The organism is Paenibacillus silagei (assembly GCF_017874735.1).
Lineage (GTDB): Bacteria > Bacillota > Bacilli > Paenibacillales > Paenibacillaceae > Paenibacillus_AQ > Paenibacillus_AQ silagei.
The window spans coordinates 1-15,524 of sequence record NZ_JAGGLV010000033.1 but is presented as its reverse complement, the minus strand read 5'-3'; the positions used below and the strand labels follow the sequence as shown (position 1 = coordinate 15,524).

Genomic DNA, 15,524 nt, shown 5'->3' with positions numbered 1-15,524 from the left:
ACTAAATCTGCCCGAATGGGGGATAAGGCCGGTATTGGTGGAATTTAGGTGTACGAAATACAACTAAACATATCATCGGAGGAATATCAGGTGATTTAGATGTACAGAGTGCAATTAAGTCCTAAATTTAGTCCTCCACTTGTACCTTAATCGGGTACGGCAGCCCCCCACCGCCAGTATGCAATTAGTTACAGTATTCGTTACATCCGCCGCCGCAGATCCTTCGGCTTCAGTCCGTTCTCCCTGGCTGTGCGGTGCCAGAAGGAACGGGTGGAATAGAATTTCCAGGCAAAGCGGGGGAAGTTCGGGCTGAAGAGCAGGGATTCCCCGGCGCTTCTGGACTGGATGCTCTCGGCCAGGCTATACATGGCACGGCCCAGATTCTTCAGCGGCCCCCGGCCCAGAGGCACCTTATCCAGGGAGCCCAGCATTTCCCCGGCGCCTTGGCCTATGGCTTGCCCGAAGTGAACACCGGCGCGCGCGCACCAATTCTTAAGGATCTCCACCGCAATGTGGTTCTGCTGTCCCTCGTAGAAGCCGTTGTTAATCAGCGCATAGACGTAAATCTCCCGTTCGCGCTCGGTCTTCAAATATCCTTCCAGGGTAACCAGCAGCTGGAACAAGTGTGACGGAATTCCGTCATAATACAGGGGGAAGGCCAGAACCAGCACATCCATGCGGCATAGCTCGCTGTATTCTTCAGGAGTGAGCGGTCTTTTATTCGGCGTATAGGGGTGCAGTTCGTTCCCGTCCGCAATCAGCGGCTCCAGCATGGACAGCAGTATGCCCGAGTTGCTGCCGTTTGGCTTGGGGCTGCCGTTAATCAGCGCGATGTTCATTGGAGGGCCTCCTTAATGTGCTGCGGGCTGGTGTGGAAATAGACATTGTTCTCTGACGAATACAGATTCAGGCCGTTTGCCGCGACCAGCATTCGGGCCGTATGCTGCTCACCCTCCGTAAGGTCACTGCCATAGAAATGTACGGATAATTTGAACTGGTGCTTATAGCGGGGCCGGTGATGTGTCTCCCCGTGTGTGGTGACAAAATAGGGCAGCATGTAGGAGAGGCTCCGGTTCAGCACATTCAGCACAAAGGGGCTATAGCTGCCGTACATACATTTACTGATGATCATGAGCTCATCGCTGCGGGAGAACAGCTCGCCCAGATTGTCGTAGCCATCTCTCTTAATGACGCATGTCCCGGGAGTCCGGGTCCAGCAGCCGAAGCAGCCCATGCACGAACGGATCGCACCGCTATCCGAGATGACCGTTACTTCCTCTTGCGCCGTATCCCCCAGCCAGCCCGCGAATTCTTGCTCCTGCAGATCGTGTATGATCGTTCTCAAGACTTCATCTCCCTAAAAGATAGATTTAAGCTCCAGCAGATCGCGCCAGTTGCCCGAATAACGCACTCCGTTATTAGTAAGCAAAGCCGTAATTCCATGCACCATGGACCAGAGTGTAACTAGGTGCTTGGTGAATTCCGACTCCGGCAGCCCGCTGCTGCGGAACACTTCATAGACCGTTGTCCGGAATAGGGCAAATGGCGGATAGCTGTCAGAATCGTAGTTGTCCAGATCAATAACGATGCCTGAATGGTAGAACAGAAACTGGAAATACTGTGGATGCTCTATGAAAAAATCAATATAGGCCTGCCCCAGCAGAATAATCGTATCAGGGTTCCCCTCCTGGCCTTGAACCGAGGCATGCAGAGTGTCCATAAACTGGCTCGTGACATGCTCCCCCATGGCGGCTACCAGTTCATCTATATTTTTAAAATGGCTGTAGGGGGCGGTATGGCTGACTGCACATTCGGCGGCTACTTTGCGCAGGGAAAAGCTATTCATGCCGTCCAAGTTAATCAGCCTGATGCCAGCTTCGATCAGCTGGTTGCGTAAATTGCCGTGGTGGTAAGGTTTATCTTTCAAGGTATGCATTCTTCCTTTCATACTTGCCTGTCATCTTAACATTGTAAAGATTGTAGCATGTGTTAGTGATCTTTACAATGTTAAGATGTGCTTGCTGCTGGGCGATTCCGGGTATACATTTTGCAAAATAGTCAGGAGCAGGTTATAATTAGTACCAAGTGCTAATATCAGATACTAATAAAATCGAAAGCTGAGGTGGATCTAATGACAGGTGCAAGAATAACAGCGATCGGATCTTACGTGCCGGCCCGCAGACTTACGAATCAGGATCTGGAGCAGATGGTGGATACCAATGATGAGTGGATTGTGCAGCGGACGGGTATCCGGGAGCGCAGAATCAGCCGCGCGGATGAATATACCAGTGATCTGTGTGCAGCTGCCGTCCGGGATATGATGAAGCGTTATGGCAAAAGCGTACAGGATGTCGATATGGTGCTTGTGGCGACCAGCACGCCAGACTTCTCTTTTCCATCTGTAGCGTCCATTGTGCAGAATACCCTTGGTATTCCGCTGACTGCGGGAGCGATCGATCTGAGCGCTGCCTGCGCCGGATTCGTATATGCTCTGCATACGGCTCACGCGCTGGTGTCTTCGGGACTGCATCATAAGGTGCTGGTCATCGGTGCAGATACGCTATCCAAGATCACAGATTATACGGACCGCAGTACCTGCATTCTGTTCGGGGATGGAGCAGGGGCTGTGCTGGTGGAGCGCAGCGGGAGCGGGGCGCAGGACGACTTCATGGGATACCATCTCGGGAGTGACGGAAGCGGAGCGCAGCATGTCTATCGCACAGGGCTGGCGGAGAAGGTGAACGGAGTGGAGCTCTCCGGGACAGGGCTGCTGGTGCAAAATGGCCGTGAAGTATTCAAGTGGGCGGTCCGTACGGTTCCGCAGGGAGTACAGCAGGTGCTGAAGAACGCCGGAGCAGATATTGCGGAAGTAGACTGGTTCATCCCGCACAGCGCCAATCTGCGGATGATTGAACCCATCTGTGAACGGCTGAACTATCCTCTGGAGCAGGCATTATACAGTCTTGAAGCCTTCGGTAATACCTCGGCAGCCAGTATTCCGCTTGCGCTGGATCTGGGCATCCGCGAAGGGAAGGTGCGCAGCGGCCAGCAGGTGTTGCTGTACGGTTTCGGTGCGGGTCTTACCCATGCGGGCCAACTGGTCAGACTGTCGCTGGACCCTCAGGTGGCTGAGCCTACTCCGCTGTAATGCGGCCAGGATAGAGAGCATGGACAGGCTAATACGGGGGCCAAGCCGAAAAATGGTCCCCAAAACCAGAAAAACGGTGCCTTGAAGCAGTCCGTTAAATGAGCGATTATAGTATCGAAAGCGTTCTCAGGTAGTTGCGGAATGCAGCCAAGCTATTGTTCTGGGCTGGAGGGGAGGGATTGAAGGGCAGATCCGGGAAAGGCAGAAGTTCAGCGTTACGGCGATCCAGTGGTTTAGGCGTTCAGCGGTTCAAGCGGTTCAGCCCGCTGCCGCAGGATTCACGGACGATCAGCGCCGGTTCAACTACAAATGAGCCGCCTTCAGACTGGTTATTGATGAGATCGAACAGCATATGGGCGGCGAGCACACCCAGGCGTTCCTTGTTCTGGCGGATGGTAGTCAGCGTAGGGCTGGTATACTGGCAGGCCTCGATATCGTCACAGCCGATGATGGCTACATCCTCAGGAACACGCAGACCCTGCTCCTTCAAGGCGCGGACTGCGCCGAGGGCGAGGAGATCGGAGGCGGCGAAGACCGCTTTTGGCAAATCTCCCGATTCAATTAACGAGTTCATTGCTGCATACCCGCTGGGCTCGAAGAAATCATCACCATGCACGAACCACTTAGGATTCATGACCAGGCCGAAGCCGGCAATGGCTCTGACATACCCTGCTTCGCGCCGGTTGGAGATATCCGAATCCGCTCTGCTGCCTATGAAACCAAGCTCCCGGTGTCCGAGCAGGTAGAAATGCTCCACCACTTTGGAAGCAATCTGGTAATTGTCTGACATGACATAGCCGGATTTCCTGCCGGTCAGCTCCAGGTCAACGCCGATGCAGGGAATATGGCTCCGGTCGAGTTCCTGTATCGCAGGCTCCATCTGTTCTCCAGAGATAATGACACAGCCGTCCACATGGAAATGCAGGCAACGCGAGTAGTAATCGCCGCTGTTAATGAACTTCTCATTCGAGAAGAAAATCAGATCATACCCCAGAACCCCCATCTGCTTCTTGAACGAATTCAGCACCTCAACAAAAAAAGGATGGGTAAATTCCACATTTAGCTCACCGGCAAAAATAACCCCGATCAGATTCGATTTCTTGGTAGCCAGCGTCTTGGCGGAGCTTGAGGGGGTATATCCGGTTTGTTCGATGATTTCGAGCACTCTTCGTTTCGTTTTTTCGGAAACATCGCTGTAATTATTCATGATTTTGGAGACAGTCGATACAGAGACCCCGGCCATTTCGGCGATTTTTTTGATATTCATTTGCATGGCTATGCTCACCCCCGCTTCATAGTTATAACAGGGCCAAAAGACGGGTATGCCAGGGTTTATCAAGGCTACTGACCGTTCACTTGGACACTCTCTGCTGTCAAACAGCAGTCCTTTCTAGAGTCTATTCAACTTGCCGAAACAAGTCAAAGGTTAATTGCGTTTAGAGGAATGGCACGGAGAAAATCGAAACCGATTTCGGTCAGGGTGCCTGAGGGTACTTTAGATTGAACTGAGAGCAACTTGAAGGCAGCGGGGCGATGGAAATGCGGTAAGAGGAGACTCTAATCCTGAGGAGGCATACACGGAATGAAAAGAAATATATCAGCGTTGTTAGCGGCCGCTGTCATCGTTACGGGACTTCTATCGCCGCTGGGCAGCGGCGGGGCTGAGGCGAAGTCTGTTCAGAGCAGACTGACAGCGTCTGCGGAGACCACAGCCGCCTTCCAGAGCGGGAGGTTGGCTGCTAATGATTTGAAAGCGTTTACCGATGTAAAAGAGGGCAGCTGGGCGGCACATGCGGTGCAGCGCTGGAGCCGCAGCGGGGTGATCTCCGGCTACGGGGACGGCAGCTTCCGGCCGGAGCAGCAGGTCACCCGGGCAGAATTCACGGCAATCGTCAACCGTATATTTGGCTATAAGGATATGGCGGCTGTGCTTCCGGCGGATATCCCGGCGGCGGCCTGGTACAAGGACGATATCGCCAAAGCGGTAGCAGCGGGGTATCTGAGTGCAGACGCACATCAGCGAATCGAACCTGCGGCTCCGTTGAAACGCGGGGAGGCGGTCCTTGCGCTTCAGCGGATACTGAGGCTGGAGACTGAGCGTCAAGCGCAGGGGATGTATAGCGACCTGGCGGGAGCCGACAGTGCAGTTAGCGCTGCGGCGGATGCTTTTACGGCAGCCGGTTATATGCAAGGCTACCCCGGAGGCTTATTCAAGCCAGACGGGAGGATCACCCGTGCCGAGCTGGCGAAGCTGGCGGATACACTGGTGCCGGAGCTGCGCTCCGCCGCCGGGGAAGTGAAGCTGGGCAAGGTGAAGGGCAATGTGGTGCTGAGCCATGAGGATATTACACTGAGGGACACTATCATAGAAGGAAATCTCTATCTTACCGAGGGGATCGGGGAAGGAGTGATCCGGCTTCAGGGGGTGCAGGTTACCGGCACAACCTATATTCGCGGCGGTGGCGGGCAGGGCGTGAGCCTTACGGACAGCAGCCTTGGGGCTGTGCAGGTGGCGAAGCCGAAGGGCAGTGTCCGCATCGTTGCCAGCGGGACAACATCCGCCGGAACGGTACATCTTGATTCCGGTGCTATCCTTGAAGAAGCTGCGCTTACCGGGGAGGGATTCGCTGGTGTTGTCCTCCCGGCAGGTGAGCAGACGGTCACTCTTATTGGCAATTATGGGGTTGTATCCACCGCTGATGCGGCCGGAGGCAACCTCACGCTGAGCTTGTCAGGCAAGCTATCCAAGCTGATCTGGGGCACTCCCGGCAAGCTGGTGCTGATGAATCAGGCGCAGGTGGCTGAGCTGCTCCTTACAGCCGGTGCCCGGGGCACTACAATTACAGGCAGCGGCAGCTTCGGTACTGTGCTGAATCAGGCCGAGGCTGTCACGGCCGGGGGCATTGCTCTCATGACAGGCAGCCGCAGCAATCTCAATCTGGCGTCGCCGCAGGCCAGCCAGCCGCCGGTGGCCGCCGGTGGCGGAGAGACAGCGACGGCTACACCGGCTGTCACCCCTTCGCCGGAAGTGACGCCGACTCCGGTGGTCACGCCTACGCCGGAACCAACAGCGGAGCCTACGCCGGAACCGACAGCGAAGCCTACACCGGAACCGACAGCGAAGCCTACGCCGGAACCGACAGCGAAGCCAACACCGGAACCGACAGCGAAGCCTACGCCGGAACCGACGCCAGTACCAACACCAGAGGTTACGCCGGAGCCGACGCCAATACCGACGCCAGAGGTCACGCCGGAGCCAACAGCGACACCGACGCCGACACCGACAGCTAAGCCTACGTCGGAGCCAACACCGACGCCGAGCAGTGATCCGTGGAGTCTGGTGTGGAATGATGAATTCGATGATAATGTCATTGATCCTGCGAAGTGGACCTATGATCTCGGAGACGGCACCGCTGTCGGGAATCCGGGCTGGGGCAATAATGAGCTGGAATATTACACCAATGATCCGAAGAATGTGAAAGAGCAGGACGGTAAGCTAATCATTACCGCACGCAAGGAGGCAATAGGCGGCAAGCCGTACACTTCCACCAGAATTAAGACAAATGGCTTGTACAGCAAAATGTACGGCAAATTCGAGATCCGGGCAAAAGCTCCGGCTGGCAAGGGGCTGTGGCCGGCGATCTGGATGCTGCCGGAGAATTATGTGTACGGCAATTGGGCGGCCTCCGGGGAGCTGGATATTATGGAAGGCTGGGGCAGCCGTCCGAATGTGGTTGCCGGAACGATCCATTATGGTTCCCAGTGGCCGGATAATGTCTATTCCGGCAAGGAGTATGTATTGCCTGGCAGTTCCACCATTGAAGAGTTCCACACCTACTCCATTGAGTGGGAGCCGGGAGAGATCCGCTGGTATGTGGACGGGGTGCTGTTCTCGACCAAGAATGACTGGTACAGCAAGAGCAGCGGACAGCCGGCTATCAACGCGTATCCGGCACCGTTCAACCAGAAGTTCCACCTGCTGATGAATCTGGCAGTCGGCGGCAACTTTGACGGTAACCCTACGGATGAGACCGTATTTCCGAGTTCCATGGAAATTGACTATGTCAGAATCTATGAGCTGACTGGACGCGAATACCGGCAGCCGGTACCGGTGGAGCTGGCGAAGGAACCTTATCTGGAGGGAGCGAAGCCGCCGCTGGCAGACGGGAACTTCATTTATAACAGCGGGTTCACGGAGCAGGTAGAAGGAGATCCCGGGATGGGCATCCCGAATACAGCCCACTGGGTACTCTACAAAGATGAAGGCGCAGATGCGGCTCTATCTCTGGAGCAGGCAGACGGCGTGAATCTGCTCAAGGTAAACATCTTGAAGCCGGGCGGCAACTCTTATTCGATCCAGCCGCAGGCGATTGTGTCGCTGGCAAAGGGCAGATTCTACAAGCTAAGCTTCGATGCCAGAACGGATACGGCCCGCGAGCTGACCGCCCGGCTGACAGGCGGCGCACCGCTTGGCTTCCCGTCTTATTCTCCAGCGTTCAAGGCAGCGCTGACCCCGCAGCTTCAGCATTACGAGACGATGTTCCAGATGAAGGAGAGCTCGGACAATGCCGCGCGGATCGAGTTCAATCTGGGGACCAATGCTTCCCCGGTATGGCTTGGCAATGCACGGCTTGAAGAGATCGATAGCATTCCCTTCGATCATGACAGCGCCAAGGCGCCGCTCGGCAACGGCAACCACCTCTACAACGGCAGCTTTGATCTGGGAGAACCGGACCGGATGAGCTATTGGCATATTGCTGCTTCAGGAGGTGCGGAGGTTACTCCGCAGGTTGAGGCTGACGGCCGCCTGAAGCTGGACATTACAGACGCAGACACCGGCGGCAGCGAGGTTACGCTGCAACAGAAGGGAATCTTCCTGGTGCAAGGCCAGGATTATAAGCTGACCTTCGAGGCCGATAGCTTCTCCGCAAGGACAGCTGTAGTCGAACTGCAAGGCAATGACGGCGTAGTCTATGCTTCGGAGCCGGTTCAGCTGAATGCAGGACATCAGCAGGTTGAAGCGCTGTTCAAGAATCTCGCGGGGGCCACGGATCATCTTGGACGATTCGTACTGCTGCTTGACGGGACAGCAGGAACGGTCCTTCTGGATCAATTCGTGCTGGTACGCACCAGCTCCTATTATGATCCTGATCTGACCTATTACCCGCTTTTGAACGGTGATTTCAGCTTCGGGCTTACGAGCTGGGAGCGGCTGCTGACAGAAGACGGCGGCCAGAGCAATGCCGCTGCGGTGGATGGAGCAGCCAAATTCAGCATTACTAATACCGGCAATCAGGCGTATTCGGTGATGCTTTTCCAGAATAACCTCAAGGCAGCGGCGGGCCTCGATTATGTGGTTGAATTCGATGCCAGTGCCAGCGTGGCCCGGCAGATGAATGTGAAGGCAGAGAATGCGAGCTATTCCCCTTCCATCGATAAGACGGTGGAGCTGACACCAGAGATGAAGCATTACCGGTTCGAATTCCGGCAGGGGGCGAATGATATGCTCTCGCTGAAATTCCTGCTTGGCAAGGTAGGGGGTGTGAGCGTTCCGCAAAGTCATGATATCATCATCGACAATGTGCGATTCGAGATCAAGGACGCCCCGGCCAAGCCGCAGGAGCTGCTTGCAGATTCCACAGCCAACCGGGTATCACAGCCGATTGAGCTTACCTTCATCCCGAAAGCAGAATGGTCCGGCAGCATTAAGTCTCTTAAAGTGAACGGCGTCACGCTTGCGGCGGAGCTGTACGATGTAGGACCGGGAGCAATCACAATTCAGCCTGCCGCATTCCCGGCAGAGGGAAGCTATAACATTATCGTGGAAGCCGAAGGGTACGTCAATGCTAGTGTGGTTCAGACTATACTGGCGAATGATAACAATCTGGTCGTCAACGGATCATTCACTGGCGGCAGCTCGGGCTGGTCCACCTGGTCCGGTGAAGGTGGAGTCTCGTCCTTCCAAGTGGTGAACGGAGCAGCGGAGGTGCTGATCACGGCGGCCGGGTCACAAGCCTGGCACACCCAGCTCTATCAGGAGAAAATCCCGCTGGAAGCTGGCGCAACCTATGAGCTAAGCTTCAGAGCGAAATCTACCGTTCCCCGGCAGATTATCGTGGAATATAGCGGAACCTCTGCCCAGGCGGCTCAGGCGAAGTTCGACATTACAGCCACATGGGCGACTTACAGCACTCAGTTCAGTGTGACGAACGCCAATCCGCTGAAGCTGAACTATCTGATCGGCGCCACGCTGGGTGAAGATAAAACGGCAAACCATACGGCGCATACGATTTCTTTGGATGATATAGTTCTTAGAAAGGTAACAGACGGACCGGACACCGAGCCTGCCAGCGGCACACTGGATAACGGCACATTCGATACGCAGCCGGCCCTTAAAGGCTGGACCCAGTACTTCGAGAGCACCGGAAATGCCACAGTCCAGAATGGGGAGCTTGAGGTGTCGCTGGGCTTCACGGGCTCTGCCAACTACGCCGCTCAGGTAGACTACAGGGATTTGAAGCTGACTCAGGGTAAAAGCTATACCTTGGCCTTCAGCGCCCGTTCGGATATCAACCGGCAGATTGAAGTAGCAGTCGAGCATTTCGGAGGAGATTATACGAAATATTTGCAGACAACCGCCGCTTCATTAACTGGCGAAATGCAGCGCTTCAGCTACACCTTCACCATGAATGGCGGAACGGATGCAGGGGTTCATCTGGTCTTTCTGCTGGGGCTGAATCCCGGAAACAGCGCAGAGACGAATGCCGCTATCGAAGCAGGCAATCATATCTACATCGATGATGTCAGTCTGATCGAGAACCCGTAAGCTAACGAAAGATGGTGTGATTTGCTGGCGTAATAATGCCGAAAGACAGCACATCAGCATGCGAAAACGGCCGCAATCCTTGAATTCAAGGGTCGCGGCCGTTTTGATACTTGTATGGAAACTATAGTTTCCCTGATAAATCATCATATGGGATCAAATGAAAGTGAAAAACAGCATACATTGTGCTCAAACGCAGGCGCATGGCCCAAATGTATGCGGAAAACAACATACATTGTGCTCGCACGCAGGCATATGGCCCGAATGTATACGGAAAACAGCATACATTGTGCTCGCACGCAGGCATATGGCCCGAATGTATGCGGAAAACAACATACATTGTGCTCAAACGCAGGCGATGGCCCGAATGTGTGCGGAAAACAGCATACATTGTGCTCAAACGTAGGCGATGGCTCAAATGTATGCGAGGCTAGGTTCCCTTGAAGTCTTTGGTAGTTCCATTTCCTGCTTAAACAGTGGAGAGGACGAAACGACCCGCGGAGAAGCGATAGCGGTCGCCTTGGTCTCCGGATTTTCACCGAATAGGGGAATGAAAAAAATTCTTACGAGCACAGCGATTGTAACAACGTTTCGTTCGCGGAGCGTCCTCACCGAGCGCAAACGTCCATCCAACTCCAAAACAAGGGGTGTCCCTGCCATTTCATGGCTTATGGAACATCCCCTTTTGGGACAGCCTTTTCAGCATGAGCAGAATAGTTTGAACGCCAATAGCTGATATTATTCTTTAGGGATTAATTCAAAAATCTTGCCGGTCTCCAGCGCTTCGATCAGCTTCAGCAGCCAGCGGTAATATTTAATGGCTTCTTCAATCTTGAGCTCGTCGGTGTGGAGCAGGCGCGATAGGTCGGGCTCGTCCGCGTAATCGATTTTCATTTGCCGGATTTCGGCGAGTGATTTGTTAAGGGCGGTCATATTCCCTTCAACTGCTTTTCTCCATTTAATAGAGAAGTAATCGCTGAAGTTCTGATGCCAGTCGGGAACCACCTCGAACAGATCCTTGCGGGTGCCCTTGCCCCAGACTTTATCGATCATCTTCAAATCAAGCAGTGTACGTACTCCAGTACTCATGGAGGTCTTACTCATGCCCATGGTGCTGCTTAACTCATCCAGTGTAACCGGGCCCTCATTAAAGTACATGTAACCGTATAAATGCCCGATGGACAGGGTGATGCCGTATAAATCCATATTTTTGCCGATAGAGTCGATGACCCGTTCACGGGCTTTGCTGATTTTTTCTATTTGCTCGGGCAAAAGCCCCTCTAAATCGTTCATGATGTCCCTCCTGAGGAATAGGCTGACATTCTGCATGTCTCTCCTAGTGTATTGTAATCAAATCCCCGGCAAGAAGTAAAGAATTCATCCGGAACGGAATCCGGCGTTAAACAGAGTATTCTATACGTAAAGTACGTAAAGTTAAAACTGTACACTCAATTCTTAGCGAATATGAGCTTTGCGTATTTTTTCGTAAGTCCGTTACACTAGGTCAGTAGCGTTAACCCGAAAGTAAAAGGAGAGAAGGAGGTCAACATGGCAATTATAGAGGTGAAACAGTTAACCAAAGTATTCGGTCATGATGCAGCACGGGCGCTTCCATTATTAGAACAAGGCTGGTCCAAAGAAAAGATCGCCCGGGAAGCCAAGCTGACGGTCGGTGTGAATAAAGCCGAATTCAGCATTGAAGAGGGAGAAATATTTGTCATTATGGGATTGTCGGGCAGTGGTAAATCCACGCTCGTCCGTCTGTTGAACCGGCTGATTGAGCCTACCGGAGGACAGGTGCTGTTCAAGGGTAAGGATGTTGTCAAGATGAATCCGGAGCAGCTTCGGGAATTCCGGCGGAAGAATATCGGCATGGTCTTTCAAAAGTTCGCGCTGTTCCCGCACCGCAGTGTGCTGGCTAACGCAGAATACGGACTGGAAGTCCAGGGCGTGGAGAAAAGCAAACGAACCCGGCTGGCCATGGAGGCTCTTGAGCTTGTGGGGCTGAAGGGCTGGGAGAACCACCGCCCGGATCAGCTCAGCGGAGGCATGCAGCAGCGTGTCGGCCTGGCGCGCGGTCTGGCCAATGATCCTGACATTCTGCTGATGGATGAAGCCTTCAGTGCGCTTGATCCGCTGATCCGCAAGGATATGCAGCAGGAATTGCTGGAGCTGCAATCCAGAGTGAAGAAGACGATTGTCTTCATCACGCACGATCTGGATGAAGCGCTGCGGATCGGGGACCGTATTGCCCTGATGAAGGACGGGGTCATTGTCCAGATCGGATCGCCGGAAGAAATTCTGATTCAGCCTGCGAACAAATATGTGGAACGCTTCGTGGAGGATGTGGATCTGTCCAAAGTATTGACCGCTTCCCATGTGATGCGCCAGCCGGAGATGATCCGCCCGGAACGCGGTCCCCGGGTAGCCCTGCAGCTCATGCGGGACAGCGGGGTCTCCAGCCTGTATGTCGCAGATAATGAGATGCGGCTGCAAGGTCTGCTGACAGCGGATAATGCCTCACAGGCCTTGAAGGAGAACCGCAGTATTCTGGATGTGATGCTGCGCGACATTCCCCGGGTTCAGCCGGATACCCTGCTGAATGATCTGTTCGAGCTGATGTCGGAGACGCATCTGCCCGTTGCTGTAGTGGGGGAAGGCGAGAAGCTGAAGGGCATTGTTATCAAAGGGGCCGTGTTGTCTGCCCTGGCCGGTAACGCGGTTCCTGAAGGAGGAATTGGTTCATGAATTTACCTAAAATACCGCTCGGAAAGGGCGTAGAATGGATTGAAAATTGGCTCACGACCTACTTCGGCCCTATATTTGATATCATTCATGCTGTGATTGGCGGAATGGTGAGCGGGATTGATGCGGCGCTGAATTTCCTGCCCGCAATTGTGCTGACCCTTCTGATCGCAGCTCTGGCCTACTGGATCGGCAAATGGCGGATGGCGCTGTTTGCGGTGGTCGGACTGCTCCTGATTGACAATCTTGGATTGTGGGGACCGTCGATGCAGTCGCTGGCCCTGGTACTGACAGCCTCTCTGCTGGCTGTAGTGATCGGGGTTCCGCTCGGAGTGCTGTGTGCACAGAGCCGGACTTTCCAGAATATTGCCACCCCTATCTTAGACTTCATGCAGACGATGCCGGCGTTCGTATATCTGCTTCCAGCCGTGTCGTTCTTCTCGCTGGGTGTTGTTCCCGGCGTCATTGCTTCTATTATATTTGCTATTCCGCCAACGATCCGGTTAACGAACCTGGGGATTCGCCAGGTCTCACCGGAGCTGGTGGAAGCGGCGGATGCCTTCGGTTCAACCGCAGGGCAAAAGCTGTTCAAGCTGCAATTGCCGATCGCGCTCCCGACCATTATGGCCGGGATTAACCAGACGATTATGCTCTCGCTGTCTATGGTCGTCATCTCGTCCATGATCGGTGCCCAGGGTGTAGGTGCCTATGTATACCGTGCAGTATCACAGGCGAAGACGGGTGCGGGCTTCGAGGCGGGGATTGCGATTGTTATTATTGCCATTCTGCTGGATCGTCTGACCCAGAAGCTCTTCAAATCCAAACCACAAGAATAGGAGTGTATGATTAATATGAAAAGAATCCAATCGATAAAGCGCAAACCGCTAATGATGCTCATGCTGCTGATGGCAGTAATTCTGGTAGCAGGTTGTTCGTCCAATAATAACAGTACGGTGAAGCTGGCTTATGTGGCCTGGGATTCCGAGATCGCCAGTACTAACGTAGTCAAGGAAGTGCTGGAAACGAAGCTCGGCGTGAAGGTGGAGATGCTGCAGGTCGATGCCGGACCGATGTGGGCAGGGATTGCTGACGGAAGCGCAGATGCCATGGTAGCCGCCTGGCTGCCAAGCACGCATGCCTCTTATCTGGAGAAATACGGCAAGGACATTGAGGATGCCGGTGTGAATCTGGATGGAACGAAGACCGGGCTTGCCGTTCCCGCCTATATGGAGATCAACTCCATTGAAGATCTGAATAATGCAGAAGTAGCGGCAACGCTCGATAAGCGGATTATCGGAATTGAGCCGGGGGCCGGAATTATGACGGCCACGGAAAAAGCGCTCGAAGCCTACGGCTTGAGCGATTATACGCTGCTGGAGAGCTCGTCGGCGGCAATGGCGCAGGAGCTGCAGAAGGCTTTTGACAAGAATGAACCGATTGTAGTCACTGGCTGGACTCCGCACTGGATGTTCGCCAACATGGACCTTAAGTACCTGGACGATCCGAAGAATGTCTACGGCGGTGCCGAGCAGATTCATACGATGGTCCGCAAAGGCCTGAAGGAAGATATGCCTGATGTACACAAGTTCCTGAGCCAATTCAAATGGACCGCAGAGGATATGGAGCAGGTTATGGTCAAGATTCAGGGCGGACAATCGCCTGAAGAAGCGGCCAAGGAATGGGTAGAGAGTAATGAAGCCAAGGTTAATGAGTGGACGGCTGGTATCTCTGCTTAAGTGAACTCTGTAGGGTTCAGTGATCTGGCGGCGATGACCGATGTGTGCTATGATGGGAGAAAATAAGCAACAATTCTGTAACTTGTACGATAATGTCGCAGAATCTATAGTTAAATGTTCAATAAACACCCCGCAAGGGGTGTTTTTCTTCAACATTAATGAGCGGTTCCTTTACATGCTGCTAAGAGTCAGGGAAGGAGAGCGCTCTATGACCGAGATCATCAATGCCTGGATTGACTGGCTGCTGCAAAGTCTGGGACTTAGCGGCCCGTATATTGTTTTTGCTACCTTTCCGCTCGCCGTGCTGCAAAGCTTGTTCGGATTTTTCCCCCTGGCGATTCTGATTGTGCTGCATGTCTCTGTATTCGAAGTGATCGGCGGGATGGCTGTCAGCTGGCTGGCCTGCAACCTGGGCGCGGTAGTCGTCTATTTTCTCTTCCGGCGTTATCTCTTCGACTGGTTCGACCGTAAATGGGGCTACAAGCTCAAGAAGTATGAGAAATGGCAGACCTCTCTGGACCGTTACGGCATCTGGACGCTGGTGCTGCTGCGTACGATTCCGATTGTGCCCAGCAATATCATCAACCTGATGTCAGCCGTGTCTCCGATGAAGCCGGCGGCTTTTGTCTGGGGGACGGTGCTCGGCAATCTGTCTTTTATCTGGCTGTTCGGTACGCTCAGCTCCTCGCTCATTGTCCCGCGTGAGGACTGGAACGGTTTTCTGTTGTGGTATGGCGTATTTATGCTGATTCTGCTTGCTATCTTTGTCCGGCTGCATTGGGGGCATCTTCAGGAGGATAAGCGCAAGCGGGCGGGGCATTAGAAGAACGTTGCTGCGGTGTGGTGCCGCGGGGATGTTCTTTTTTTTGTGGATTGGAAAATTATGATTTGCGTCCGATGTGGATAAGTTGTGCATAAAGTTGGGGGTAAGTGTCTTGGAGCATCGGCAGGATGACTATATTCTGGGCCGGATATGGTCGAAAAACAGGCATGACAAGACAGAGGCCTTGTCACCCCCAGGAATGAAAATAAGTGGGTGGCATCCGTCGCATCCATTCTAAATGAGGCTGGA

The 15,524-nt window shown here is 53.8% G+C and carries 11 protein-coding genes; 6 read left to right on the top strand and 5 right to left on the bottom strand.

The window, feature by feature from the left end:
- Positions 1–200: 200 nt before the first annotated feature.
- From J2Z70_RS30260 to J2Z70_RS30250, 3 genes are read right to left on the bottom strand one after another with little or no spacing between them, the layout of a single operon-like run.
- Positions 201–839 (bottom strand): NADPH-dependent FMN reductase family protein, encoded by a 639-nt coding sequence (locus tag J2Z70_RS30260; protein WP_209879080.1) that lies wholly within the window; start codon positions 837–839, stop codon positions 201–203.
- A complete protein-coding gene (locus tag J2Z70_RS30255; RefSeq protein ID WP_036732563.1) occupies positions 836–1,345 on the bottom strand; it encodes a flavoprotein in 510 nt (169 codons plus the stop codon). The genes J2Z70_RS30260 and J2Z70_RS30255 overlap by 4 nt, the downstream gene beginning before the upstream one ends.
- A 12-nt stretch (positions 1,346–1,357) precedes the next feature.
- Positions 1,358–1,927, bottom strand: a complete 570-nt coding sequence (locus tag J2Z70_RS30250) for a TetR/AcrR family transcriptional regulator (protein ID WP_209879078.1) — start codon at positions 1,925–1,927, stop codon at positions 1,358–1,360.
- Positions 1,928–2,131: 204 nt separating this feature from the next.
- Between J2Z70_RS30250 and J2Z70_RS30245 the strand changes: the two genes are divergently transcribed.
- On the top strand, positions 2,132–3,148 hold the full coding sequence (locus tag J2Z70_RS30245; protein ID WP_209879076.1) for a ketoacyl-ACP synthase III: 1,017 nt from the start codon (positions 2,132–2,134) through the stop codon (positions 3,146–3,148).
- 241 nt (positions 3,149–3,389) lie between these two features.
- Here J2Z70_RS30245 and J2Z70_RS30240 read toward each other — a convergent pair whose 3' ends face one another.
- Positions 3,390–4,415: a LacI family DNA-binding transcriptional regulator gene (locus J2Z70_RS30240; RefSeq protein ID WP_036732636.1), complete on the bottom strand. Its 1,026-nt coding sequence runs from the start codon at positions 4,413–4,415 to the stop codon at positions 3,390–3,392.
- Positions 4,416–4,730: 315 nt separating this feature from the next.
- Between J2Z70_RS30240 and J2Z70_RS30235 the strand changes: the two genes are divergently transcribed.
- The gene (locus J2Z70_RS30235) at positions 4,731–9,974 is read left to right on the top strand and encodes a carbohydrate binding domain-containing protein (RefSeq protein WP_209879074.1); all 5,244 of its coding nucleotides are present in this window, start codon (positions 4,731–4,733) and stop codon (positions 9,972–9,974) included.
- Positions 9,975–10,709: 735 nt separating this feature from the next.
- On the opposite strand, the gene J2Z70_RS30230 is transcribed toward J2Z70_RS30235, so the two are convergent.
- A complete protein-coding gene (locus J2Z70_RS30230) occupies positions 10,710–11,264 on the bottom strand; it encodes a GbsR/MarR family transcriptional regulator (protein ID WP_036732568.1) in 555 nt (184 codons plus the stop codon).
- Between the two features lie 255 nt (positions 11,265–11,519).
- Between J2Z70_RS30230 and J2Z70_RS30225 the strand changes: the two genes are divergently transcribed.
- The 4 genes from J2Z70_RS30225 to J2Z70_RS30210 all read left to right on the top strand — a co-directional run bounded on the left by J2Z70_RS30225 (position 11,520) and on the right by J2Z70_RS30210 (position 15,275).
- Complete coding sequence (locus J2Z70_RS30225; RefSeq protein ID WP_036732571.1) at positions 11,520–12,719, top strand: quaternary amine ABC transporter ATP-binding protein; 1,200 nt, start codon at positions 11,520–11,522, stop codon at positions 12,717–12,719.
- Positions 12,716–13,552, top strand: coding sequence for an ABC transporter permease (locus tag J2Z70_RS30220; protein WP_209879072.1), 837 nt, complete (start codon positions 12,716–12,718; stop codon positions 13,550–13,552). Before J2Z70_RS30225 ends, J2Z70_RS30220 begins: the two co-directional genes overlap by 4 nt.
- A gap of 15 nt (positions 13,553–13,567) precedes the next feature.
- Positions 13,568–14,452, top strand: coding sequence for a glycine betaine ABC transporter substrate-binding protein (locus tag J2Z70_RS30215; protein WP_245368634.1), 885 nt, complete (start codon positions 13,568–13,570; stop codon positions 14,450–14,452).
- 208 nt (positions 14,453–14,660) lie between these two features.
- On the top strand, positions 14,661–15,275 hold the full coding sequence (locus J2Z70_RS30210; protein ID WP_209879070.1) for a TVP38/TMEM64 family protein: 615 nt from the start codon (positions 14,661–14,663) through the stop codon (positions 15,273–15,275).
- The last annotated feature ends 249 nt before the right edge of the window (positions 15,276–15,524 follow it).

Excerpts from the sequence above, each read along its gene's own strand:
- J2Z70_RS30260 (WP_209879080.1), bottom strand. The coding sequence starts at position 839 with ATGAACATCGCGCTGATTAACGGCAGCCCCAAGCCAAACGGCAGCAAC.
- J2Z70_RS30245 (WP_209879076.1), top strand. The coding sequence starts at position 2,132 with ATGACAGGTGCAAGAATAACAGCGATCGGATCTTACGTGCCGGCCCGC.
- J2Z70_RS30240 (WP_036732636.1), bottom strand. The coding sequence starts at position 4,415 with ATGAATATCAAAAAAATCGCCGAAATGGCCGGGGTCTCTGTATCGACT.
- J2Z70_RS30235 (WP_209879074.1), top strand. The coding sequence starts at position 4,731 with ATGAAAAGAAATATATCAGCGTTGTTAGCGGCCGCTGTCATCGTTACG.
- J2Z70_RS30230 (WP_036732568.1), bottom strand. The coding sequence starts at position 11,264 with ATGAACGATTTAGAGGGGCTTTTGCCCGAGCAAATAGAAAAAATCAGC.
- J2Z70_RS30225 (WP_036732571.1), top strand. The coding sequence starts at position 11,520 with ATGGCAATTATAGAGGTGAAACAGTTAACCAAAGTATTCGGTCATGAT.
- J2Z70_RS30220 (WP_209879072.1), top strand. The coding sequence starts at position 12,716 with ATGAATTTACCTAAAATACCGCTCGGAAAGGGCGTAGAATGGATTGAA.
- J2Z70_RS30215 (WP_245368634.1), top strand. The coding sequence starts at position 13,568 with ATGAAAAGAATCCAATCGATAAAGCGCAAACCGCTAATGATGCTCATG.
- J2Z70_RS30210 (WP_209879070.1), top strand. The coding sequence starts at position 14,661 with ATGACCGAGATCATCAATGCCTGGATTGACTGGCTGCTGCAAAGTCTG.